Origin of the sequence: Streptomyces sp. NPDC052020 (assembly GCF_040680575.1) — a bacterium.
GTDB lineage: Bacteria > Actinomycetota > Actinomycetes > Streptomycetales > Streptomycetaceae > Streptomyces.
This window is the reverse complement of sequence record NZ_JBFAWY010000003.1, coordinates 293810-314959: the sequence shown is the minus strand read 5'-3', so window position 1 is coordinate 314959 and position 21150 is coordinate 293810. Positions and strand designations below refer to the sequence as shown.

Sequence of the window (21150 nt, the reverse complement as noted above, 5' to 3'; positions counted from 1 at the left end):
GTTGATAGGCCAGATCTGGAAGCACCGTGAGGTGTGGAGGTGACTGGTACTAATAGGCCGAGGGCTTGTCCTCAGTTGCTCGCGTCCACTGTGTTGGTTCTGAAACCACGAACAGCCTTTGCTGGTTGTTAGTTTCATAGTGTTTCGGTGGTTATAGCGTAGGGGAAACGCCCGGTTACATTCCGAACCCGGAAGCTAAGCTCTACAGCGCCGATGGTACTGCAGGGGGGACCCTGTGGGAGAGTAGGACGCCGCCGAACAATTTTTAGGGAAAACCCCGCATCGATTGATGCGGGGCTTTTCTGTTTTCTGGAGTATTTTTCGAGCATTCGGGAACAGATGCGGGGCCGACGGTCGGCCCCGCATTCCGGGTCACAGGCGTCCCGCTGCCTTCAGGGCGAGGTAAGCGTCGGACAGGGCCGGGGCCAGGTCATCGGGGAGAGCGTCGACGACCGTGACGCCGTGGCGGCGGAGTTGTTCCGCGGTGCGGTGCCGTTCGGCTTCGGCCTGGGCGGCGGCCGCGGCCTCGTACACCGCCTCCGTGTTCCCCCGGGCCCTCGCCATGCGGGCGACATACGGATCCGCCACGGACGCCAGGACGACCGTATGGCGCTGGGTGAGCTGGCTGAGGACGGGGAGCAGGCCCTCTTCGACCGGGGCGGCGTCGAGAGCGGTGAGCAGGACGACCAGCGAGCGGCGGGGAGCGGTGCGCACGACCGTGGCGGTGAGGCCCCGGGCGTCCGTTTCCACCAACTCCGGTTCGAGCGTCGCCATCGCGTTGACCAGCGAGGGGAGGACATGCCCTGCCGTGCGGCCCTGGACCAGGGCGCGCACCCGGCGGTCGTAGGCGAGGAGGTCGACGCGGTCGCCGGCGCGGGAGGCGAGGGCCGCCAGCAGCAGGGCCGCGTCCATCGAGGCGTCCAGGCGCGGCGCGTCGCCCACGCGGCCGGCCGAGGTGCGGCCGGTGTCCAGGACCAGCAGGATGCGGCGGTCGCGTTCGGGACGCCAGGTCCGTACCGCGACCGTGGACTGGCGGGCCGTCGCGCGCCAGTCGATGGAACGGGTGTCGTCGCCCGGGACGTACTCGCGCAGACTGTCGAACTCCGTGCCCTCGCCGCGGGTCAGGACGCTCGTGCGGCCGTCGAGTTCGCGCAGGCGGGCCAGCTTGGAGGGGAGGTGCTTCCGGCTGGTGAAGGGCGGCAGGACACGGACCGTCCACGGAACCCGGTGGGTTCCTTGGCGGAAGAACAGGCCCAGCGGGCCGTAGGAGCGGATGGTGACACGGTCCGCCTGGCGGTCGCCGCGGCGGGCCGGGCGCAGGCGTGTGGTGACGCGGCGGCGTTCGCCGGGCGGGATCGTCACACGGTGGCGGGAGGCCGCGGTTTCCGTGCCGGGCCGCCAGCTGCTGGGCGGCCAGGCGTCGCGGATCCGGCCGCGCAGGGGGAGCCGGGACGGGTTGGTGACCGTGAGGGTGACATCGGCGGTGTCGCCCAGGCGGACCGAGGTGTCGCCGGAACGGGCCAGCCGCAGGCGCCGTACCGGCGCCGCGAGGGCGTAGTCGCAGGCGCAGGCCAGGGCGAGGGGGGCGTTGACCGCGAGGATGCCCGTCCAGCCGGGTTCCCAGATGCCGACGGGGAGAGAGCCCAGTGCCGCGAGGAGCGCGGCGCGCCCGGTGAGTGCCATCAGCGGGGGACGGGGACGTGAGCGAGGATCGCGTTGATGACGGAGTCGGCCGTCACGCCCTCCATCTCGGCCTCGGGGCGGAGCTGGACGCGGTGGCGCAGGGTGGGCAGGGCGAGGGCCTTGACGTCGTCGGGGATGACGTAGTCGCGGCCGGTGAGCCAGGCCCAGGCGCGGGACGTGGACAGCAGCGCGGTGGCGCCGCGCGGGGACACGCCGAGGGTGAGGGACGGGGACTCGCGGGTGGCGCGGCAGATGTCGACCACATAGGCGGTGATCTCCGGGGAGACCGTGGTCTTGGCGATCGCGGCGCGGGCGGCTTCGAGGTCGGCGGCGTTCGCCACCGGGCGTACGCCGGCGGCGCGCAGGTCGCGCGGGTCGAAGCCCCCGGCGTGGCGGGTGAGGACGTCGATCTCGTCCTGGCGGGAGGGGAGGGGGATGGTGAGTTTGAGGAGGAAGCGGTCCAGCTGGGCTTCCGGGAGGGGATAGGTGCCCTCGTACTCGACCGGGTTCTGGGTGGCCGCCACCAGGAACGGGTCGGGGAGGGGGCGGGGGGTGCCGTCGACCGTGACCTGGCGTTCCTCCATGGCCTCCAGGAGGGACGACTGGGTCTTGGGGGGCGTGCGGTTGATCTCGTCGGCGAGGAGGAGGTTGGTGAAGACCGGGCCGGGCTGGAAGGAGAACTCGGCGGTGCGGGCGTCGTAGACGAGAGAGCCCGTCACGTCGCTCGGCATGAGGTCGGGGGTGAACTGGACGCGTTTGGTGTCCAGTTCCAGGGCGGAGGCCAGGGCGCGGACGAGGAGGGTCTTGGCGACGCCGGGGACGCCTTCGAGGAGGACGTGACCGCGGCAGAGCAGGGCCACGACGAGGCCGGTCACCGCGGGATCCTGGCCGACCACGGCCTTGGCGATCTCGGCGCGCAGGGCTTCCAGGGCGGCCCGGGCGGTGCCCGCGTCCCCGGTCCGCCCGGCGTTGTCAGTGGTCGGGTCCATCATGGACGGCGTACCTCACTTTCGAGGGCGTCGAGTCGTTCGGCGAGGGTGGTCAGGGCCGGGTCGTCGCTGGGCGGCGGGCCGAAGAGGAGGGTGTGCAGTTCCGGCCCGTCGCCGGGTTCGCCGCGCAGACGGGCGGCGAGGGCGGGGAGCAGGGCCTCGGGCGCGTGCGCCTGGGACACGGGAGTGCCTACGAGGGGGGCGAGGCGCGTGCGGGTGGCGGAGCGAAGAGCGGCGGCGGCGCGGTCGCGGGCGTCCGCCGCGCGGTAGAGGCGGGCGCGCCCTTCGACGGTTTCGGAGGCGCGGATCGCGACGGGGAGTTTCTCGGGCACCAGGGGGCCGAGCCGGCGTGCCCGCCACAGGGCGGCGAGGGCCGCCGCGATGAACAGTTGCAGGGTGCCCCACAGCCAGCCCGAGGGGAGCAGGTCGAAGATGTCGCGTTCGTCGTCCGGGGAGACGGCCGACGTGTCGGAGAGCGAGGGGAGGTACCAGACCAGATGGGGGCGGGAGCCGAGGAGCTGGAGGGCGAGCGAGGCGTTGCCCCGCTCGTCGAGGCGGTCGTTGAGAAGGATGTCGGGCGCGCCGAGGACGACGGTGTCGCCGGTCCCGGAGGCGTCGGGGAGGCGCAGCAGGGTGGCCAGGCGCTGGCTGGGGTAGCACGTGTCGGCGTCGAGGCGGGTGGTGGTGTAGCGGACGCCGCCCGTGTCGGCGGTGCCGGCGCGGCGGGCGGCGGGCAGGTCGCAGCGGGGGGACAGGGCCGAGTCGGGGCTGGTGGCGGGGTCCGCGGTGACGCCGGGGGCGAGCCGTTCGACGGACGGGCTGCCGGGGGCCACGAGGACGGTGCGGCCGCCGGAGCCGGTGGTCGCCGAGTACAGCTCGCTCTGCCGGTGTTCCGTCAGCAGGTCGGGGACGGCGACCAGGAGGGTGGTGTCGCGGCCGGTCGCGGCGCGGGCTTCGGCGAGCGTGGTGACCACGCGGGTGGTCACGCCGCGGTCGGCGAGGAGTTCGGCGACGGCGCGGCTGCCGTAGGGGTCGGCGGAGCGCGGGTCGAGTTCGCCGTGGCGGGCGTCGGAGCGGACGACGGCGATCGCGACGGCCCCGGCGAGCAGCAGCAGGAGGGCGAGGACGATGCCTCGGGTACGGGTCCACAGCCGGCGTGCGGTGGGCGAGGTGGAGGTGGACGGGAGCGTGGCCTCGGTGGTCATCCGGCGGCTCCGTGGCGGCTGTGGTGGTCCGCGCTGTGGGCGCTGCTGCTCGTGAGCCGCGGTGCGGTGCGTTCCAGGTCGCGGTCCAGGCCGGCCAGGCGCCGGTACGACTGCTCCGTCGCCGCCCGGCCGCCGTACGTCACGGCGTCGAAGTCGCGGGCGGCGGCGCGCAGCCGGTCGGCGTGGGCGGGCAGGGCGCGGCCGGCTTCTCCGGCCGCCTCGTCGGCGGTACGGCCGGGGCGGACGTCGAGGAGGGCGCGTTCCTCCAGGGCGCGCACGACGGCCCGCATGCGCTCCTGGAGGGCCTGGTTCCAGTGGCCCTGGGCGGCGTGTGCCTCGGCGGCGGCGCGGTGGTCGGCGGCGCCGCGGGGGCGGTCGTCGAACACGGTGGCGGAGGTGACGGGCCGGCGGCGGGGGGTGCCCAGGCGCCACCACAGGGCGCCGAGCACGGCGACGACGGCCAGGAGGACGACGACCAGGCCGAGTGCTCCGCCGGGGGTCGCGCCGGAGGCGGAGCCGAACAGGTCGCCGACCCACTCCCAGAAGGCGTTCAGGGCCCGCTGGAACCAGCTCGGGTCGTTCTCGTGGTACACGCGTTTGGACAGCTCGCGTCGCGCCGCCTCCCGCGCGGGGTCGCGCGGGATCGTCAGCGGCGGATCGTCGCCGGAGCGCGGCAGCGCGCGTACGGAGGTGTCGCCGGCGCGCAGCGCCGTCCGTACGGCGGTGCGCGGCAGCACCTCGGTGAGAACTCCCCCCGCCCGGCTCACCGCATCAGCCTCCCGGGGTGGTGCCGGGGGCGCCGGGGCCCAGGTCCTGGACGCCGGCGGCGCGGGCCAGCTCCAGGTCGAGTGCCTCGCGGCGGATGCGCTGGTCGATGTAGAGGAGCACGGTGACGCCCGCCGTGATCGGCAGGGTGATCGCGGAGCCGATCACCGAGCCGATGCCGGTGATGACGAGGAACGTCCAGTCGCGGGTGCCGGTGCCGTCGACGAAGCCGGAGAGCCCGTCGCCGCCGAGGGCGGCGCCGAGGAACGTGAAGGGGATGACGATGATCGACGCGACGACGTTCGTGATGATCATCGCGAGCAGCTGGATGCCGAAGACGCGCCACCAGGAGCCGCGCACCAGCTTGACGGAGCGGGACAGTGCCTTCTTGATGCCCTGCTTCTCCAGCATCAGCGCCGGCGAGGCGAGGGAGAAGCGGACCATCAGCCACACGCACAGCACGGTGGCGGCGAGCACGCCCAGGATGGTGAGGGCGACGCCCGCTCCGCCGCCCGCGGTGACGGCCACGAGGGTGCCGGGCACGAACCCGACGGCGATGACCCCGGCGGTGATGAGCAGCAGCAGGAGGATCAGGCCGAACAGGGCGAGCACGCGCGGGCGGGCGTCCCGCCAGGCCTCGCCGGTGGTCACCGGCTTGCCGAGCACGGCGCGGCTGGTGACGGTCGTGAGCAGGGCGGTCGCCACGACCGTGCCGATGAGGGTGATCAGGGAGACGACGCCCAGGGAGAGCATGGCGTCGGTCATGGCGCGCGTCAGCTCGTCGAGCGTGGCGCTCGGGTCGCCGAGGGCGCCGGTCGCGGTGTCGTCCAGGACGAGGCCCTCGAGCAGCACGACGACGAGCTCGGTGAGCACGGCGACGGTCAGGGCGATGCCGAGGACGGTGCGCCAGTAGGTGCGCATGGTGGAGACGGCGCCGTCGAGGATCTCGCCCACGCCGAGCGGGCGCAGCGGGATCACGCCGGGCTTGGCCGCGGGCGGGGGACCGCCCCAGCCGCCCCAGCCGCCGTAGGGGCCGGGGGCGCCGTATCCCCCCGCGGGACCGCCGGGGGGCGGGGCACCCCAGCCGGGGCCGGGCGGCGGGGGCGGCGGGGTCTGGCCCGGGGCGGCCGGTCCGGTGGGCGCGGACCACTGGCCGGGGGGCGGCTGCTCCTTGGACCACTTGCCGCCCGGGCCCGCCGGCTGCTCGCCCGGCTGGCCGGCGGGGTGTGCGGGCTGGTCGGGGGCGGGGCGGCCGGCGGGCGCGGACGCGCCGGGGTCCCGTCCGTCGGACGGCGGGGATCCGGGCGAGGCCCAGCCCGGAGTGTCGTTCATCGTCGCTCCTTCACGATGCCCGTCCGCGGTCGCGGTGGCAGGTTGGCAGCCATCGTGCCATGGGGTGCCCCGGTGCGGACCGGCCGCGGTAGGCGCTGTGCACCTTCAATTGTCCGCCGTACAGAGGGCAGACTGACCGCATGGCTGATCAGTACGCGCACAGTGGCGAGGACAAAAGGCCGACCGAGACCCCGGTGATCCGCTGGGAGGAACCACCCGAAGGCCCGGTGCTGGTCCTGCTGGACCAGACCAGGCTGCCGGCCGAGGAGGTGGAGCTGGTCTGCACGGACGCTCCCGCGTTGGTGGAGGCGATCCGTTCGCTCGCCGTGCGCGGAGCGCCGCTGCTCGGCATCGCGGGGGCGTACGGCGTCGCGCTCGCCGCCGCACGGGGCTTCGACGTCGACGAGGCGGCGGCCGCGCTGGCGGGTGCCCGACCCACCGCGGTGAACCTCGCCGTCGGTGTGCGCCGGGCCCTGGCGGCGTACCGGGCGGCCCTCGCGGAGGGCGGTGACGGCCGGCGGGCCGCCGAGGCCGCGCTGGCCGCGGCGCGGGCGCTGCACCGGGAGGACGCCGAGGCCAGCGCCCGTATGGCGGGCCACGGGCTGGCCCTGCTGGACGAGCTGCTGCCCGCCGGCGGGCATCGCATCCTGACCCACTGCAACACCGGCGCGCTGGTGTCCGGCGGGGAGGGCACGGCGTTCGCGGTGGCGCTCGCGGCGCACCGGGCCGGGCGGCTCAGGCGCCTGTGGGTGGACGAGACGCGCCCGCTGTTGCAGGGTGCTCGCCTGACGGCGTACGAGGCGGCGCGCAGCGGCATGGCGTACACCCTGCTCACCGACAACGCGGCGGGGTCGCTGTTCGCGGCCGGTGAGGTGGACGCGGTGCTGATCGGGGCCGACCGCATCGCGGCCGACGGTTCGGTGGCGAACAAGGTGGGCAGTTACCCGCTCGCGGTGCTCGCGCGGTATCACCACGTGCCCTTCATCGTGGTGGCGCCGGTGACGACGGTGGACCCGGACACGCCCGACGGGGCGTCCATCGAGGTGGAGCAGCGCCCCGCGCACGAAGTGACCGAGATCACGGCTCCCCAGGTGCCGGTGGCGGGAGTGGGAGGCGGGATCGCGGTGGCCCCCCTGGGGACCCAGGCGTACAACCCGGCGTTCGACGTGACGCCGCCGGAACTGGTGACGGCGATCGTCACCGAGGAGGGGGCCGTCTCGCCGGTGACGAGCGAGGCGCTCGCGGAGCTGTGTGCCAGGTCACGCCGGGTGACGATGAGCTAATGGGATGATGTCGTTTATGAAGGGACGAGTCCTTGTCGTCGACGACGACACCGCACTGGCCGAGATGCTCGGCATTGTGCTGCGTGGTGAGGGTTTCGAGCCGTCTTTCGTGGCCGACGGCGACAAGGCGCTGGCTGCCTTCCGTGAGGCGAAGCCGGATCTGGTGCTGCTGGACCTGATGCTGCCCGGCCGGGACGGCATCGAGGTCTGCCGCCTGATCAGGGCGGAGTCCGGGGTGCCGATCGTGATGCTGACGGCCAAGAGCGACACCGTCGACGTGGTCGTGGGCCTGGAGTCGGGCGCCGACGACTACATCGTGAAGCCGTTCAAGCCGAAGGAGCTGGTGGCCCGCATCCGGGCGCGGCTGCGGAGGTCGGAGGAGCCGGCGCCGGAGCAGCTCGCCATCGGCGATCTGGTCATCGACGTGGCCGGTCACTCCGTGAAGCGGGACGGGCAGTCGATCGCGCTGACGCCGCTGGAGTTCGACCTGCTGGTGGCGCTGGCGCGCAAGCCGTGGCAGGTGTTCACGCGTGAGGTGCTGCTGGAGCAGGTGTGGGGCTACCGGCACGCGGCCGACACCCGGCTGGTCAACGTCCACGTGCAGCGGCTGCGCTCCAAGGTCGAGAAGGACCCGGAGAAGCCGGAGATCGTGGTGACCGTGCGTGGCGTGGGTTACAAGGCCGGGCCGAGCTGACATGTCCGGGGACAGTGCCGCTTCGGCGCCCGGCCGGTCCGGGGCCCGCGCCGGGCGGCCTGTCGGCCGGAAGGCGGGGCGTTCCCGCTGGGGGCGCCTCCTGGCGGGCGGGCTGCCCCACGGCGGGGTGCAGGGCAGCCCGGTGCTCCGTCTGTTCACGCGCTGGGTGCGCCGTCCGCTGCTGCCCGTCATCCGGCTGTGGCGGCGCAACCTCCAGCTGAAAGTCGTCGTCACCACGCTGCTGATGTCGCTGGCCGTCGTGCTGCTGCTGGGCTTCGTGGTGATCGGGCAGGTCCGCAACGGTCTGCTGGACGCCAAGGTGAAGGCGTCGCAGAGCCAGGCCACCGGCGGTTTCGCGGCGGCCAAGCAGCGGGCCGACGAGGCGGCGACCGCGGCCGGGGACTCCGGTACGCCGGTGGACGACCGTCCCTCGCAGAACGTCATCCAGTGGATGAGCGACCTGGTGTACTCGCTGTCCAGCGGTGGACAGGGCGCCTTCGACGTGGTCACCCTCCCCGCGGGCGACGACAGCGGCGGCGGGCGCGGTCCGCGTTCCTCCGGTGACGTCGCCCCGTCGGCCAGCATCCCGGAGAGCCTGCGGGAGCGGGTCGACAGCAGTACGGCCGCGGCCCAGAGCTACACCCGCATCGTCTACAACTCCTCCGACGACTCCCAGCCGGCGCTGGTCATCGGCAAGCGGGTCAACGACCCCAACGGCGACCCGTACCAGCTGTACTACCTGTTCCCGCTGACGCAGGAGGAGAAGTCGCTCAGCCTGGTCAAGGGGACGCTGGCGACGGCGGGGCTGTTCGTCGTGGTGCTCTTCGGGGCGATCGCCTGGCTCGTCGTGCGCCAGGTGGTCACGCCGGTGCGGATGGCGGCGGGCGTCGCCGAGCGGCTGTCCGCCGGGCGGTTGCAGGAACGGATGAAGGTCACCGGCGAGGACGACATCGCGCGGCTCGGCGAGGCCTTCAACAAGATGGCGCAGAACCTCCAGTTGAAGATCAGCCAGCTGGAGGACCTGTCGCGGATGCAGCGGCGGTTCGTGTCCGACGTCTCCCACGAGCTGCGGACACCGCTGACGACCGTGCGGATGGCCGCCGACGTCATCCACGAGGCGCGTGAGGACTTCGACCCGGTGACCGCGCGGTCGGCGGAGCTGCTCGCCGACCAGCTGGACCGGTTCGAGTCGCTGCTCGCGGACCTGCTGGAGATCAGCCGCTTCGACGCGGGCGCGGCGGCGCTGGAGGCGGAGCCGATCGACCTCAGGGAGGTGGTCCGGCGGGTCGTCAGCGGTGCCGAGCCGCTCGCCGAGCGCAAGGGCACGCGGATACGCGTCGTCGGCGACCAGCAGCCCGTCGTCGCCGAGGCCGACGCCCGGCGCGTGGAGCGCGTCCTGCGCAACCTCGTCGTCAACGCCGTCGAGCACGGCGAGGGCAAGGACGTCGTGGTGAAGCTGGCCGCGGCGGGCGGCGCGGTCGCGGTCGCGGTGCGGGACTACGGCGTCGGGCTCAAGCCCGGCGAGGCCACCCGTGTCTTCAGCCGTTTCTGGCGGGCCGATCCGGCTCGCGCGCGGACCACCGGCGGCACGGGCCTCGGGCTGTCGATCGCCCTGGAGGACGCGCGGCTGCACGGGGGCTGGTTGCAGGCGTGGGGCGAGCCGGGCGGCGGTTCGCAGTTCCGGCTGACGCTGCCCAGGACCGCGGACGAGCCGCTGCGGGGCTCCCCGATACCGCTGGAGCCCGCGGACTCGCGGGGCCGCCGGGCGGCGGAGGAGACCGGGCCGCCGGGCGACGGGGCGAAGGCCGCCACGGTGCCGGCGCAGCAGTCGGCCGGTCCCGGGCAGGCGAGGCCCGCCCGGGACCCGATCCCGCCGCGCCCGGCGGCCGTGCCGCCCGCTGCGGACCCGACGGCCCTGCCGGGCAACGGCGCGCGCGTGGTGCCGCGGCCCGTGTCGGCGGCCCGGCGGCAGGACGGCGCGGCCGCCGACGGGCCGTCCGCCGCGCACGGCGACGAAGACCCGGCCGGCAGGCCGGAGGAGGACCCGAACAGCCAAGGGGAGGCATGTCGTGGCCGCTGACCGCGAGGGGGGCCGCCGGCGGACGCCGGTGCGCGCGGTGGCGTACGCCGTCGGCGGGGCCGTACTGCTGGCGGGGTGCGCGTCCATGCCGGACAGCGGGGATCTGCGGGGCGTGGAGTCCACGCCCCGCCAGGACACGCAGGTGCGGGTGTTCGCGATGCCGCCGGCCGAGAACGCGCCGCCCTCGGAGATCGTGCAGGGCTTCCTGGAGGCGCTCACCAGCGACGACCCGCACTTCGAGACGGCGCGCGAGTACCTGACGGAGAAGGCGCGCAAGACGTGGCGGCCCGAGCTGTCCACGACGGTCCTCGCGGACGGACCGGGCACCGAGCCGGGCCGCGTGGGCGACCGGGCGGACGCCGACGCCTACTCGCTCACCCTGACCGGCACCCGGGTCGCCACGGTCGACGCGCAGCAGTCGTACGCGCCCGCCGGCGGGCACTACCGGGCGCCGGTGCATCTGACCCGGGACGCCAAGAGCGGGCAGTGGCGCATCGACACGGTGCCGCAGGGCGTCGTGATGGGCAAGTCGGACTTCCAGCGCAACTACATGTCCGTCAACAAGTACTACTTCGCCTCGAACCACGCCCCGGAGGCCGGGGACGGGGCGAGCGGGCGGCCCATGGCCGTCGCCGACCCGGTCTACGTGCGCAAGCGGGTGGACCCCCTGACGCAGGTGGTGCGTTCCCTGCTGAGCGGACCGACACGGCTGCTCGGGCCCGTGGCCAGGTCCAGCTTCCCTCCCGGTACGGCGCTGGCGAAGGGCGGCTCCTCGCTGACGCCGGACGACCGCAACCGGCTGACGGTGGAGCTGAACGACAAGGCCGCCCGGGTCGGTCCGGACACCTGCGACGAGATGGCGGCCCAGCTGCTGTTCACGCTGCGCAACCTCACCCCGGCGGTGGACGAGGTCGATCTGCGGGCGGGGGGCACGCGGATGTGCTCGCTCACCGAGGACCGGGCCGCGGCGGTCGCGGCGCGCGGCTCGGCGCAGCACCCCGACTACCTGTACTTCGTGGACGGCGAGGAGCGCGTGGTGCGGCTGCCCGCCGGCAGCAGCGCCACCCGGGCGGAGCCCGTGCCGGGGGCGCTGGGCTCCGGCGAGGCGAAACTGCGGTCGGTGGCCGTGTCGCGCGACGAGCACAACGCGGCCGGGGTCGGTCTGGACGGCGGTTCGCTGTACGTCACGTCGCTGGTCTCGGGCGGTGCGCTCGGGGAGCCGGTGCTGGCCAGCCGGGGCACGGGCGAGGAGGAGCGGCTGTCGACGCCGAGCTGGGACGCGCAGGGAGACCTGTGGGTGGTGGACCGCGACCCGGCCGATCCCCGGCTGCTGATGCTGGAGGACGGGGCGGGCCGGCCGGTGACGGTGCGGACGCCCGGCCTGGAAGGCCGGGTCCAGGACGTGCGGGTGGCCGCCGACGGGGTGCGCATCGCGCTCGTGGTGCGCGACGGGGACGGGCAGCGGTCGCTGCTCATCGGGCGGATCGAGCGCGACGGGAAGGCCGGGGAGCGGCCGTCGGTCACCGTCCGCGAGCTGCGCTCCGCGACGCCGGGGCTGGAGGAGGTCACGGCCATGTCCTGGGCCGGGGACAGCCGGCTCGTGGTGGTGGGGCGCGAGCACGGGGGAGTGCAGCAGATCGGGTACGTCCAGGTCGACGGTTCCACGCCGGAGACCCAGGCACCCGCAGCCCTGACCGGTGTGCGGGAGATCGCCGCGTCCGAGGACGAGCGGCTGCCGCTCGTGGCGTACTCGGAGGACGGCATCGTGCGGCTGCCGTCCGGGACGCAGTGGCAGAAGGTGACGGACGGGACGGCACCGGTCTATCCGGGGTGAGTGCCGGGCGGGCCCGGCTGGGGTGCCCGGGCCGGGCCCGGTGTGCTCGCGCCCGGGCGCGTTCGTCAGGCGCGGCCGTGCGCGGCCGGGGCCGGCCCGCGGCGGCGGAGTTTTCCACAGGCGGTTGTCCACAGGGCCGGCCGGGTGATGCGGCCCTGGGGCACAGTGGTGGGCATGCGGGGGTGGTGGCGGGACCTCACCGATCTGGTGCTGCCGGCCGAGTGCGGGGGCTGCGGCAGGGCTCGCACGGTGCTGTGCCCGCGGTGCCGTGCCGCGCTGAGCGGTGCCGCGCCGCGCCGGGTGCGGCCGGAGCCGGAGCCGCCCGGGCTGCCGGCGGTGCACGCGGCGGCCCCGTACGCGGACGAGGTACGGGCGGTGCTGCTCGCCCACAAGGAGCGGGGCGCGCTGGCGCTCGCGGGGCCGCTCGGTGCGGCCCTGGCGGGAGCCGTGCGCGCCGGGCTCCGGGCGGCGTCGACGGGAGCCCGCGGGGCCGTGGAGGCAGGTGCTCTCGGGGCCCTGGACGCGGACGCGCGCGGAGCCCTGGGCTCCCCGGGCCCCGGATCCGCCGGTGAGGCCGCCGGCCATGGCGGCGCCGGGTGGCGCGCCGGGCGGGTGGCCGTGGCGGGCCGCGGCGGCGCGCAGGGGGCGCGGGCCGTGCTGCTCGTTCCCGTGCCCTCCACCCGGCGGGCGGTGCGGGCGCGGGGGCACGATCCCGCGCGGCGGATCGCCCTGGCCGCGGCGGGCGAGCTGCGCCGGTCCGGGACGCCCGCCCGGATGCTGGGGGCGCTGCGGCACCGGCGCGCCGTGGCCGACCAGTCGGGGCTCGGCTCCCGGCAGCGACGGGACAACCTCGCCGGCGCCCTCGCGGTGGTGCCCGGTGCCGCCCGGCTGCTGCGGGGCGCCGCCGCCGTCGTGCTCGTCGACGACGTGATGACGACCGGGGCGTCCCTCGCGGAGGCGGCGCGCGCCGTGCGGGCGTCGTTGGACGGATGGCCGGGGGCGGAGGGACAGACCGCGCTCCCGGCTGGACGGACCGCGGGGCCGTCGCCGTACATGACGGCGAGGGCGGCTGTGTATTCGCGGGCCATGGGGGAAGGCAGAGGGGAACGGATGGGCACGGCACCGGAAGAGAGGACGGACCGGGCGCCCGCCGGGCCGGAACGGGCGGGCGTGAACGGGGACGGTGAGGCGATCCGTCGCGTCATGCGCGCGGCCGTGGTCGCGGCGTCACCGGATTCCTTCGAAATAAACCGGAACTGATCGACTGGTGATGACGTTGCAGATAATGACGGAGCCTATTCACCGGAATGGAGGTATGCCGCGGTAGAGGGTGACGACATCCGTCCGGGCGAGATATGTTCGAGTGTGAGGGAAAGCCGCAGGCCACACCTCTCATTTCGTAATGCCGGCCGCGGGTTTTCCCATCATCACTCGCACCGGTGGAATGCAGATCTTGCCCACGGGGGAGGAGGTGGAAGTCACCGAGTCCGAGGTTCCGGGTTCACCGGAACCTGGTGCAAAAGGGAGATGCTCCGCCGCCGAAGCGGAGCGATCCGGGAACGGAGTTCTGCGTGGACATCGTCGTCAAGGGCCGCAAGACCGAGGTGCCCGAGCGGTTCCGGAAGCACGTGGCCGAGAAGCTGAAGCTGGACAAGATCCAGAAGCTCGATGGCAAGGTGATCAGCCTCGACGTCGAGGTGTCCAAGGAGCCCAACCCCCGGCAGGCCGACCGCTGTGACCGAGTGGAGATCACGCTCCGCTCCCGCGGTCCGGTGATCCGGGCGGAGGCAGCGGCGAGCGATCCGTACGCGGCGCTCGACCTGGCGGCGGAGAAGCTGGACGCACGGCTGCGCAAGCAGCACGACAAGCGCTTCTCGCGGCGCGGTGCGCGCCGGATCCCGGCGGCCGAGGTCGCCGATCACGTCCCGGGCGCCGCCACGCTCAACGGGACGGGAGCCGTCGTCCCGCAGGAAGAGCAGGACAGCGTGCCCACCAAGAAGATCGGCTCGCTGGAGATCCAGGGCGAAGGCCCCCTCGTGGTCCGCGAGAAGACCCATGTGGCCGCGCCCATGACCCTCGACCAGGCGCTCTACGAGATGGAGCTGGTCGGGCACGACTTCTATCTGTTCGTCGACTCCGAGACCAAGGAACCCAGTGTCGTCTACCGGCGGCACGCGTACGACTACGGCGTGATCCACCTCAGGACGGACACCATGGTCACCCAGGCGCCCTCCCCCGAGGCGGGCGGAGCACTCGGCGGCTGACCGCGCCGGGTGGCCTGAGGACCGGTGCCCCTGGAGCGCGTGTGCGCCCCCAGGGGCACCCGTGTGCGACCCCGTCGCGCACCGTTGCGTCACGCCGGCGCCGCCCGGGCATGAAATCATGGCCGCATCGGCTCAACCGGTGGGCCGTTGCCTTGCGTTGGCGATGGCTCAGGACCACAGGCCACAGCCTTCAGGGGGAGGAACGATGGCGGACAGCTTCGGACCGATGCGGGACGAGGACGCCGGCGAAGGCGCCGTCGGCGCGGGCCCGGACGCGGGCTGTGCACGCGAGGAGCCGATCCGGGTGCTGGTCGTGGACGACCACGCCCTGTTCCGCCGTGGCCTGGAGATCGTGCTGGCCGCCGAGGAGGACATCCAGGTCGTCGGGGAGGCCGGTGACGGCGCCGAGGCCGTCGAGAAGGCCGCCGACCTGCTGCCCGACATCGTGCTCATGGACGTACGGATGCCGAAGCGGGGCGGGATCGAGGCCTGCACCTCCATCAAGGAGGTCGCCCCCAGTGCCAGGATCATCATGCTGACGATCAGCGACGAGGAAGCCGACCTCTACGACGCGATCAAGGCGGGGGCGACCGGCTACCTCCTCAAGGAGATCTCCACCGACGAGGTGGCCACCGCCATTCGCGCGGTGGCCGACGGGCAGTCGCAGATCAGCCCCTCCATGGCGTCGAAGCTGCTCACCGAGTTCAAGTCGATGATCCAGCGGACCGACGAGCGCCGCCTGGTGCCCGCCCCCCGGCTGACCGACCGCGAGCTGGAGGTCCTGAAGCTGGTGGCCACCGGGATGAACAACCGGGACATCGCCAAGGAGTTGTTCATCTCCGAGAACACCGTCAAGAACCACGTGCGCAACATCCTGGAGAAGCTCCAGCTGCACTCCAGGATGGAGGCCGTCGTGTACGCGATGCGGGAGAAGATCCTCGAGATCCGCTGACTCAGGCCAGCGCGCGGGCGAGCTCCTTCACCAGGGGATCGCGCAGCTCCGCGGTGTCCACCCGCTCCACCCGGACGTCCGTGCAGTCCACCCAGCCCGCCGCCTCGACCAGGGCCTGGGCCACCGCCGGGACCGCCTTGGGACCCTCCAGCGTGACCTGCCGGGCCACCAGGGTGCGGCCCTCGCGGGCCGGGTCCACCCGGCCGACGAGCCGGCCGCCGGCGAGGACCGGCATCGTGAAGTAGCCGTACACACGCTTGTGCTTGGGGACGTACGCCTCCAGGCGATGGGTGAATCCGAAGAGGCGCTCCGTGCGCGCCCGCTCCCAGACGAGCGAGTCGAACGGCGACAGGAGGGTCGTGCGGTGACGGCCGCGCGGAGGTGACTGGAGGGCCGCGGGGTCGGCCCAGGCCGGCCGGCCCCAGCCCTCCACCGTCACCGGGACCAGGCCCGAGTCGGCGATCACCGCGTCGACCTGCTCCCCCTTGAGCCGGTGGTAGTCCGCGATGTCGGCGCGGGTGCCGACCCCCAGGGCCTGCCCGGCCAGCCGGACCAGCCGGCGCAGGCACTCGGTGTCGTCCAGTTCGTCGTGCAGCAGGGACGCCGGGATCGCGCGCTCGGCGAGGTCGTACACCCGCTTCCAGCCACGGCGTTCGACGCACACCACCTCGCCGTACATCAGGGCGCGTTCGACGGCGACCTTGGCGGCGGACCAGTCCCACCACTCGCCGGTGCGCTTGGCGCCGCCCAACTCGGTCGCCGTGAGCGGCCCTTCGGCGCGCAGCTGCTTGACGACCCGGTCGTAGACGTCCTCGGGGAGCTCGTGGTTCCAGTGCGGGCGGTCCCGGTAGGCGCGGCGGCGGAAGGCGAAGTGGGGCCACTCCTCGACGGGGAGGACGCAGGCGGCGTGCGACCAGTACTCGAAGGCGTGCGTGCCCTTCCAGTAGGCGTCCTCCACCGACGTGCGGCCCACCGCGCCCAGACGGGCGTACGGGACGAGTTCGTGGGAGCGGGCGAGGACGGAGATGGTGTCGAGCTGGACCGCGCCCAGCCGGCGCAGGACGCCACGGACACCGGCGCGGCGGTCGGGAGCGCCGAGGAGGCCTTGGGCCCGCAGGGCTATGCGGCGGGCCTCGTCTGCGGAGAGCTCTGCGGTGGGGCGCGGGGTCGTCATGCCTTCGCACGATAAGGGGTGGGTCTGACAGCGGCGGCGGGCCCCGCCCGGCCGGGGCGCCGGGACGGCCCCGGGCGCGGGTCCGCGGCCGCCCGCGCGGGCGCGTGGCAGGCCGACGACGCCGAGGCGACGCCCGGCCTCCGTGGCCAGGCGGGCGCGGCGCGCGGCCACGGGACGCCCGGCCCGGACCGCACGGGGTCCGCGGTCACACGCGCGCGGGCACGTACGGCGCCGTCGACGGCAGGCCCAGGTCCGAGGGGAGCAGGGAACCCACCCAGCAGTCCCGGCGCACCCCCTTGTTGTCGACCGCGGAGCGCAGGGTCCCCTCCAGGACGAAGCCGGCGCGCCGCGCCACCGCGCGGGAGGCCGTGTTGCCGGCCTCGGCCCGCCACTCCACCCGGTCGATCGCCAGACGGGTGAACGCCCAGCGGCAGACGGCGGCGACGGCCTCGGTGACGTAACCGTGGCCGCGGTGCTCCCGGACGCCCCAGAAACCGATCTCGGCCGCCCCCGGGGAGTGCCGGGTCAGGCTGAGCGCGGCCACCAGGTCGCCGCCGGAGGGCAGGAAGGCGCCGAAGGTGAACATCGAGCCGTTCGCCCAGCCGTCGGGGACCGTCCGCTCGGTGAAACTCCGCGCGTGTTCCCGCAGGTACGGCGAGGGGACGGTGGTCCAGCGCTGGATCGCGGGGTCCTGGCAGGCGGCGTACACGGCCTCCGTGTCCCGCGGGCGGACCGCGCGCAGGACGAGGCGGCCGGTGGTGAGCGTGACGGGGTCCATCGGGCGATTCTGCGCGGGGGCCGGGGGAAGGCGCCATCCCTTTGCCGAGCGTGAGCGGCGGGTGACGTTTCGCGGAATTCGCCGGCGGGACGCGGCACCATCCACGGGCCCCGCACGTTGTCTTTTGGGAAAGCAGACCAGGAAGCGACATGCGGCAGCGGACGGTCCCGTCGCGGCAGCCCTCCCGGGGTGACGGGGTCCTCGCATACGATGGCCGTTGCTCACTCAGTCAACGAAAACGACCGTCCCAGGCCCGACCGGCAAGGAGACCAACCCCCGTGTCCGTCCTCTCGAAGATCATGCGTGCAGGCGAAGGCAAGATCCTGCGCAAGCTGCACCGCATCGCGGACCAGGTCAACTCCATCGAAGAGGACTTCGTCGGCCTCTCCGACGCCGAGCTGCGCGCCCTCACCGATGAGTACAAGCAGCGGTATGCCGACGGTGAGAGCCTGGACGACCTGCTGCCCGAGGCGTTCGCCACCGTCCGCGAGGCCGCCAAGCGCGTGCTCGGCCAGCGTCATTACGACGTGCAGATGATGGGCGGCGCCGCCCTGCACATGGGCTACGTGGCCGAGATGAAGACCGGTGAGGGCAAGACCCTGGTGGGCACGCTGCCCGCCTACCTCAACGCCATCTCCGGCGACGGCGTCCACATCGTCACGGTCAACGACTACCTGGCCGAGCGCGACTCCGAGATGATGGGCCGCGTCCACCGGTTCCTCGGCCTGTCCGTGGGCTGCATCCTCGCCAACATGACGCCGGCCCAGCGCCGCGAGATGTACGCGTGCGACATCACCTACGGCACCAACAACGAGTTCGGCTTCGACTACCTGCGCGACAACATGGCGTGGTCCAAGGACGAGCTCGTCCAGCGCGGCCACAACTTCGCCATCGTCGACGAGGTCGACTCCATCCTCATCGACGAGGCCCGTACGCCGCTGATCATCTCCGGCCCGGCCGACCAGGCCACCAAGTGGTACGGCGACTTCGCCAAGCTGGTCAAGCGCCTCAAGCGCGGCGAGCCGGGCAACCCGCTCAAGGGCCTGGAGGAGACCGGCGACTACGACGTCGACGAGAAGAAGCGCACGGTCGCCATCCACGAGGCCGGTGTCGCCAAGGTCGAGGACTGGCTGGGCATCGACAACCTCTACGAGTCGGTCAACACCCCGCTCGTGGGCTACCTGAACAACGCCATCAAGGCCAAGGAGCTCTTCAAGAAGGACAAGGACTACGTCGTCATCGACGGCGAGGTCATGATCGTCGACGAGCACACCGGCCGTATCCTCGCCGGCCGCCGCTACAACGAGGGCATGCACCAGGCGATCGAGGCGAAGGAAGGAGTGGAGATCAAGGACGAGAACCAGACCCTCGCCACGATCACCCTCCAGAACTTCTTCCGCCTGTACAACAAGCTGTCCGGCATGACCGGTACGGCGATGACCGAGGCCGCCGAGTTCCACCAGATCTACAAGCTCGGCGTGGTCCCGATCCCGACCAACCGGCCGATGATCCGCAAGGACCAGTCGGACCTGATCTACCGCACCGAGGTCGCCAAGTTCGAGGCGGTCGTCGACGACATCGAGGAGAAGCACCGCAAGGGGCAGCCGATCCTCGTCGGCACCACCTCGGTCGAGAAGTCCGAGTACCTCTCGCAGCAGCTCAGCAAGCGCGGCATCCAGCACGAGGTGCTCAACGCCAAGCACCACGAGCGCGAGGCGTCGATCGTCGCCCAGGCCGGCCGCAAGGGCGCCGTCACCGTGGCGACCAACATGGCCGGCCGCGGTACGGACATCAAGCTCGGCGGCAACCCCGAGGACCTCGCCGAGGCGGAGCTGCGCCAGCGCGGCCTCGACCCCGAGGAGCACATCGAGGAGTGGGCCCACGCCCTGCCCGAGGCGCTCAAGCGGGCCGAGGAGGCGGTCAAGGCCGAGAAGGAGGAGGTCGAGAAGCTCGGCGGCCTCTACGTGCTGGGCACCGAGCGGCACGAGTCGCGCCGGATCGACAACCAGCTGCGCGGCCGCAGCGGCCGTCAGGGCGACCCCGGCGAGTCCCGCTTCTACCTCTCCCTGGGTGACGACCTGATGCGCCTGTTCAAGGCCCAGATGGTCGAGCGCGTGATGTCGATGGCGAACGTCCCCGACGACGTGCCGATCGAGAACAAGATGGTCACGCGCGCGATCGCGTCCGCCCAGTCGCAGGTCGAGACCCAGAACTTCGAGACCCGCAAGAACGTCCTGAAGTACGACGAGGTCCTCAACCGGCAGCGCGAGGTCATCTACGGCGAGCGGCGCCGCGTCCTGGAGGGCGAGGACCTGCACGAGCAGATCCAGCACTTCATGAACGACACCATCGACGCCTACGTCCAGGCCGAGACCGCCGAGGGCTTCCCGGAGGACTGGGACCTGGACCGGCTGTGGGGCGCCTTCAAGCAGCTGTACCCGGTGAAGGTGACCATCGAGGAGCTGGAGGAGGCGGCCGGCGACCGGGCCGGCCTGACCGCCGAGTTCATCGCCGAGTCCGTCAAGGACGACATCCACCAGCAGTACGAGGCGCGCGAGGCGCAGCTCGGCTCCGAGATCATGCGGGAGCTGGAGCGCCGGGTGGTGCTGTCGGTCCTGGACCGCAAGTGGCGTGAGCACCTCTACGAGATGGACTACCTCCAGGAGGGCATCGGCCTGCGCGCGATGGCGCAGAAGGACCCGCTGGTCGAGTACCAGCGCGAGGGCTTCGACATGTTCCAGGCCATGATGGACGGCATCAAGGAGGAGTCCGTCGGCTACCTGTTCAACCTGGAGGTCCAGGTCGAGCAGCAGGTCGAGGAGGTCCCGGTGGAGGCCGCCGGGCCCTCCCTCGACAAGGGCGCGCAGGACCAGGTGCCGGCGCAGGCGGTCGCCCGCCCGGAGATCCGCGCCAAGGGACTCGACGCCCCGCAGCGGCGGAACCTGCACCTGACCGCGCCCACCGTGGACGGCGAGGGCGGCGTCATCGAGCGGGACGTCACCCCCGAGGACGAGCCGGTGCGCTCCCCGGCGGACGGGCTCACCCGCGCGGAGCGCCGCAAGCAGGCCAAGGGCGGACGGCGCCGCAAGAAGTGACGGCGCCGACGACGGCGTAGTGCCGGCCGGCGGGGGCCGGGTTCCCTCGGGGGGAGCCCGGCCCCCGCCGTCTGTCCGGGGGCGGGCGGCGGTTCAGTCGTCGTCGCCGCGCGGCATGCGCGGACCGCCCAGTTCGACGGCCGTGCAGCGCCAGCGCAGGTCCCGGCCGCGTTCCAGGCGGAAGGCCAGGGCGCGCAGCCGGTCGCCGGCACCGATGCGGGCGAAGACCTCCACGGCACCCGGACGGGGCTCGAAGTAGCCGATGTCCCGGACCACGGGGTGGGCGCCGCGCGTGCGCAGGGGGCGGCGTTCGGCGAGCCACGCCAGCTCGTCGTAGGCGCGGCCGGCGGTGTGCCGGAGCATCGAGTGGACGGGGCGCCGGCCGCTGAGGACGCCGAGCAGCAGCTCGGCGAACATGTCGGTGGGACGGGGCTGCGGGAGGGGACGGCGGACGGCCCGGGCGGGCGCGGCCGGGCCCGCCCCCCGGGCCGCCGGTGCCGCCTCCCGCCCGGCCCGCGCCGCCGGTGGCGCCTCCCGGTCCGCTCGCGCCGCGTCCCTGGCCGCCCGCGGGACGTCCCGGAACGTCGGCGGGCGGGTGTCCGCGGGCCCGGAGTGGGCTGCTGGCGGCTCGCCCGGGGAGCCGGGACGGCGGCCGCCCGGGGCGGCGGCGCGCGCCGTGCCCCCGCCCGGTGCGCGGGGCGGGGCGGCGCCGGGGCCGCGGGGATCGCGGCGGCTGGACGGGCGGGTGCTGCCGGGGCGCTGATGGGCCCTGGTCATGATCTTGTGCATGGGAGTCCCCGTTCGGCGGCCCGGTGGATACCGAGCAGTAACTTCAGGTTGCGGATCTTGTACGGGGCGGTGCGGCGGGGCGGCAAGGCGGTGGCGGGCCGGGACCGGGCCGGGGAGAGATTCGCCTATCCGGGTGACCGAGCGGTGGCGGGGCCCGGTACCGCGCGGCCGTACCGGGTGAGGGGCGGGACCGGGGTGGACGCCCGGGCCGTCACGGCCGGAGCCCCGAAAGG

16 protein-coding genes and 1 rRNA gene are annotated in these 21150 nt (G+C 73.5%); 9 read left to right on the top strand and 8 right to left on the bottom strand.

Annotation, left to right across the window (positions count from 1 at the left end; genetic code table 11):
* Positions 1–143 precede the first annotated feature (143 nt).
* Positions 144–260, top strand: a 5S ribosomal RNA gene (gene rrf / locus AB0L74_RS04695).
* A gap of 112 nt (positions 261–372) precedes the next feature.
* On the opposite strand, the gene AB0L74_RS04690 is transcribed toward rrf, so the two are convergent.
* The 5 genes from AB0L74_RS04690 to AB0L74_RS04670 are packed head-to-tail and all read right to left on the bottom strand — an operon-like array spanning position 373 to position 5974.
* Positions 373–1683, bottom strand: coding sequence for a DUF58 domain-containing protein (locus AB0L74_RS04690; protein ID WP_365645530.1), 1311 nt, complete (start codon positions 1681–1683; stop codon positions 373–375).
* Positions 1683–2672 (bottom strand): MoxR family ATPase, encoded by a 990-nt coding sequence (locus tag AB0L74_RS04685; RefSeq protein ID WP_365645564.1) that lies wholly within the window; start codon positions 2670–2672, stop codon positions 1683–1685. The genes AB0L74_RS04690 and AB0L74_RS04685 overlap by 1 nt, the downstream gene beginning before the upstream one ends.
* Positions 2672–3877 (bottom strand): DUF4350 domain-containing protein, encoded by a 1206-nt coding sequence (locus AB0L74_RS04680; RefSeq protein WP_365645528.1) that lies wholly within the window; start codon positions 3875–3877, stop codon positions 2672–2674. Before AB0L74_RS04680 ends, AB0L74_RS04685 begins: the two co-directional genes overlap by 1 nt.
* On the bottom strand, positions 3874–4644 hold the full coding sequence (locus tag AB0L74_RS04675; protein WP_365645526.1) for a DUF4129 domain-containing protein: 771 nt from the start codon (positions 4642–4644) through the stop codon (positions 3874–3876). The genes AB0L74_RS04680 and AB0L74_RS04675 overlap by 4 nt, the downstream gene beginning before the upstream one ends.
* Positions 4645–4648: 4 nt before the next feature.
* Positions 4649–5974, bottom strand: a complete 1326-nt coding sequence (locus tag AB0L74_RS04670) for a glycerophosphoryl diester phosphodiesterase membrane domain-containing protein (protein WP_365645524.1) — start codon at positions 5972–5974, stop codon at positions 4649–4651.
* 140 nt (positions 5975–6114) lie between these two features.
* On the opposite strand from AB0L74_RS04670, the gene mtnA reads away from it, so the two are divergent.
* The 7 genes from mtnA to AB0L74_RS04635 all read left to right on the top strand — a co-directional run bounded on the left by mtnA (position 6115) and on the right by AB0L74_RS04635 (position 15081).
* Positions 6115–7257, top strand: coding sequence for an S-methyl-5-thioribose-1-phosphate isomerase (gene mtnA / locus AB0L74_RS04665; protein WP_365645522.1), 1143 nt, complete (start codon positions 6115–6117; stop codon positions 7255–7257).
* A gap of 4 nt (positions 7258–7261) precedes the next feature.
* A complete protein-coding gene (gene mtrA, locus AB0L74_RS04660; RefSeq protein ID WP_009188938.1) occupies positions 7262–7951 on the top strand; it encodes a two-component system response regulator MtrA in 690 nt (229 codons plus the stop codon).
* Between the two features lies 1 nt (position 7952).
* Positions 7953–10031, top strand: coding sequence for an MtrAB system histidine kinase MtrB (gene mtrB / locus AB0L74_RS04655; RefSeq protein WP_365645520.1), 2079 nt, complete (start codon positions 7953–7955; stop codon positions 10029–10031).
* Entirely contained in the window at positions 10021–11865 is a 1845-nt protein-coding gene (locus tag AB0L74_RS04650) for an LpqB family beta-propeller domain-containing protein (protein WP_365645518.1), read from the top strand. The genes mtrB and AB0L74_RS04650 overlap by 11 nt, the downstream gene beginning before the upstream one ends.
* 174 nt (positions 11866–12039) lie before the next feature.
* Positions 12040–13125 (top strand): ComF family protein, encoded by a 1086-nt coding sequence (locus tag AB0L74_RS04645; protein ID WP_365645516.1) that lies wholly within the window; start codon positions 12040–12042, stop codon positions 13123–13125.
* Positions 13126–13436: 311 nt separating this feature from the next.
* Positions 13437–14129, top strand: a complete 693-nt coding sequence (gene raiA, locus AB0L74_RS04640; protein ID WP_365645514.1) for a ribosome-associated translation inhibitor RaiA — start codon at positions 13437–13439, stop codon at positions 14127–14129.
* A 205-nt stretch (positions 14130–14334) separates the two neighbouring features.
* Positions 14335–15081, top strand: a complete 747-nt coding sequence (locus AB0L74_RS04635) for a response regulator transcription factor (RefSeq protein ID WP_365645512.1) — start codon at positions 14335–14337, stop codon at positions 15079–15081.
* Between the two features lies 1 nt (position 15082).
* On the opposite strand, the gene AB0L74_RS04630 is transcribed toward AB0L74_RS04635, so the two are convergent.
* Together AB0L74_RS04630 and AB0L74_RS04625 are read right to left on the bottom strand one after the other, a co-directional pair.
* Positions 15083–16255, bottom strand: a complete 1173-nt coding sequence (locus tag AB0L74_RS04630) for a crosslink repair DNA glycosylase YcaQ family protein (RefSeq protein ID WP_365645510.1) — start codon at positions 16253–16255, stop codon at positions 15083–15085.
* A gap of 205 nt (positions 16256–16460) precedes the next feature.
* The gene (locus tag AB0L74_RS04625) at positions 16461–17033 is read right to left on the bottom strand and encodes a GNAT family N-acetyltransferase (RefSeq protein ID WP_365645508.1); all 573 of its coding nucleotides are present in this window, start codon (positions 17031–17033) and stop codon (positions 16461–16463) included.
* 278 nt (positions 17034–17311) lie between these two features.
* On the opposite strand from AB0L74_RS04625, the gene secA reads away from it, so the two are divergent.
* Positions 17312–20128 (top strand): preprotein translocase subunit SecA, encoded by a 2817-nt coding sequence (secA, locus tag AB0L74_RS04620; RefSeq protein ID WP_365645506.1) that lies wholly within the window; start codon positions 17312–17314, stop codon positions 20126–20128.
* A 93-nt stretch (positions 20129–20221) separates the two neighbouring features.
* On the opposite strand, the gene AB0L74_RS04615 is transcribed toward secA, so the two are convergent.
* Entirely contained in the window at positions 20222–20917 is a 696-nt protein-coding gene (locus AB0L74_RS04615; RefSeq protein ID WP_365645504.1) for an Rv3235 family protein, read from the bottom strand.
* Between the last annotated feature and the right edge of the window lie 233 nt (positions 20918–21150).

Bases quoted from the DNA above. Each gene is read 5' to 3' on its own strand.
- AB0L74_RS04690 (WP_365645530.1), bottom strand. From the start codon at position 1,683: ATGGCACTCACCGGGCGCGCCGCGCTCCTCGCGGCACTGGGCTCTCTC.
- AB0L74_RS04685 (WP_365645564.1), bottom strand. From the start codon at position 2,672: ATGGACCCGACCACTGACAACGCCGGGCGGACCGGGGACGCGGGCACC.
- AB0L74_RS04680 (WP_365645528.1), bottom strand. From the start codon at position 3,877: ATGACCACCGAGGCCACGCTCCCGTCCACCTCCACCTCGCCCACCGCA.
- AB0L74_RS04670 (WP_365645524.1), bottom strand. From the start codon at position 5,974: ATGAACGACACTCCGGGCTGGGCCTCGCCCGGATCCCCGCCGTCCGAC.
- mtnA (WP_365645522.1), top strand. From the start codon at position 6,115: ATGGCTGATCAGTACGCGCACAGTGGCGAGGACAAAAGGCCGACCGAG.
- mtrA (WP_009188938.1), top strand. From the start codon at position 7,262: ATGATGTCGTTTATGAAGGGACGAGTCCTTGTCGTCGACGACGACACC.
- mtrB (WP_365645520.1), top strand. From the start codon at position 7,953: ATGTCCGGGGACAGTGCCGCTTCGGCGCCCGGCCGGTCCGGGGCCCGC.
- AB0L74_RS04645 (WP_365645516.1), top strand. From the start codon at position 12,040: ATGCGGGGGTGGTGGCGGGACCTCACCGATCTGGTGCTGCCGGCCGAG.
- AB0L74_RS04635 (WP_365645512.1), top strand. From the start codon at position 14,335: ATGGCGGACAGCTTCGGACCGATGCGGGACGAGGACGCCGGCGAAGGC.
- AB0L74_RS04630 (WP_365645510.1), bottom strand. From the start codon at position 16,255: ATGACGACCCCGCGCCCCACCGCAGAGCTCTCCGCAGACGAGGCCCGC.
- AB0L74_RS04625 (WP_365645508.1), bottom strand. From the start codon at position 17,033: ATGGACCCCGTCACGCTCACCACCGGCCGCCTCGTCCTGCGCGCGGTC.
- AB0L74_RS04615 (WP_365645504.1), bottom strand. From the start codon at position 20,917: ATGCACAAGATCATGACCAGGGCCCATCAGCGCCCCGGCAGCACCCGC.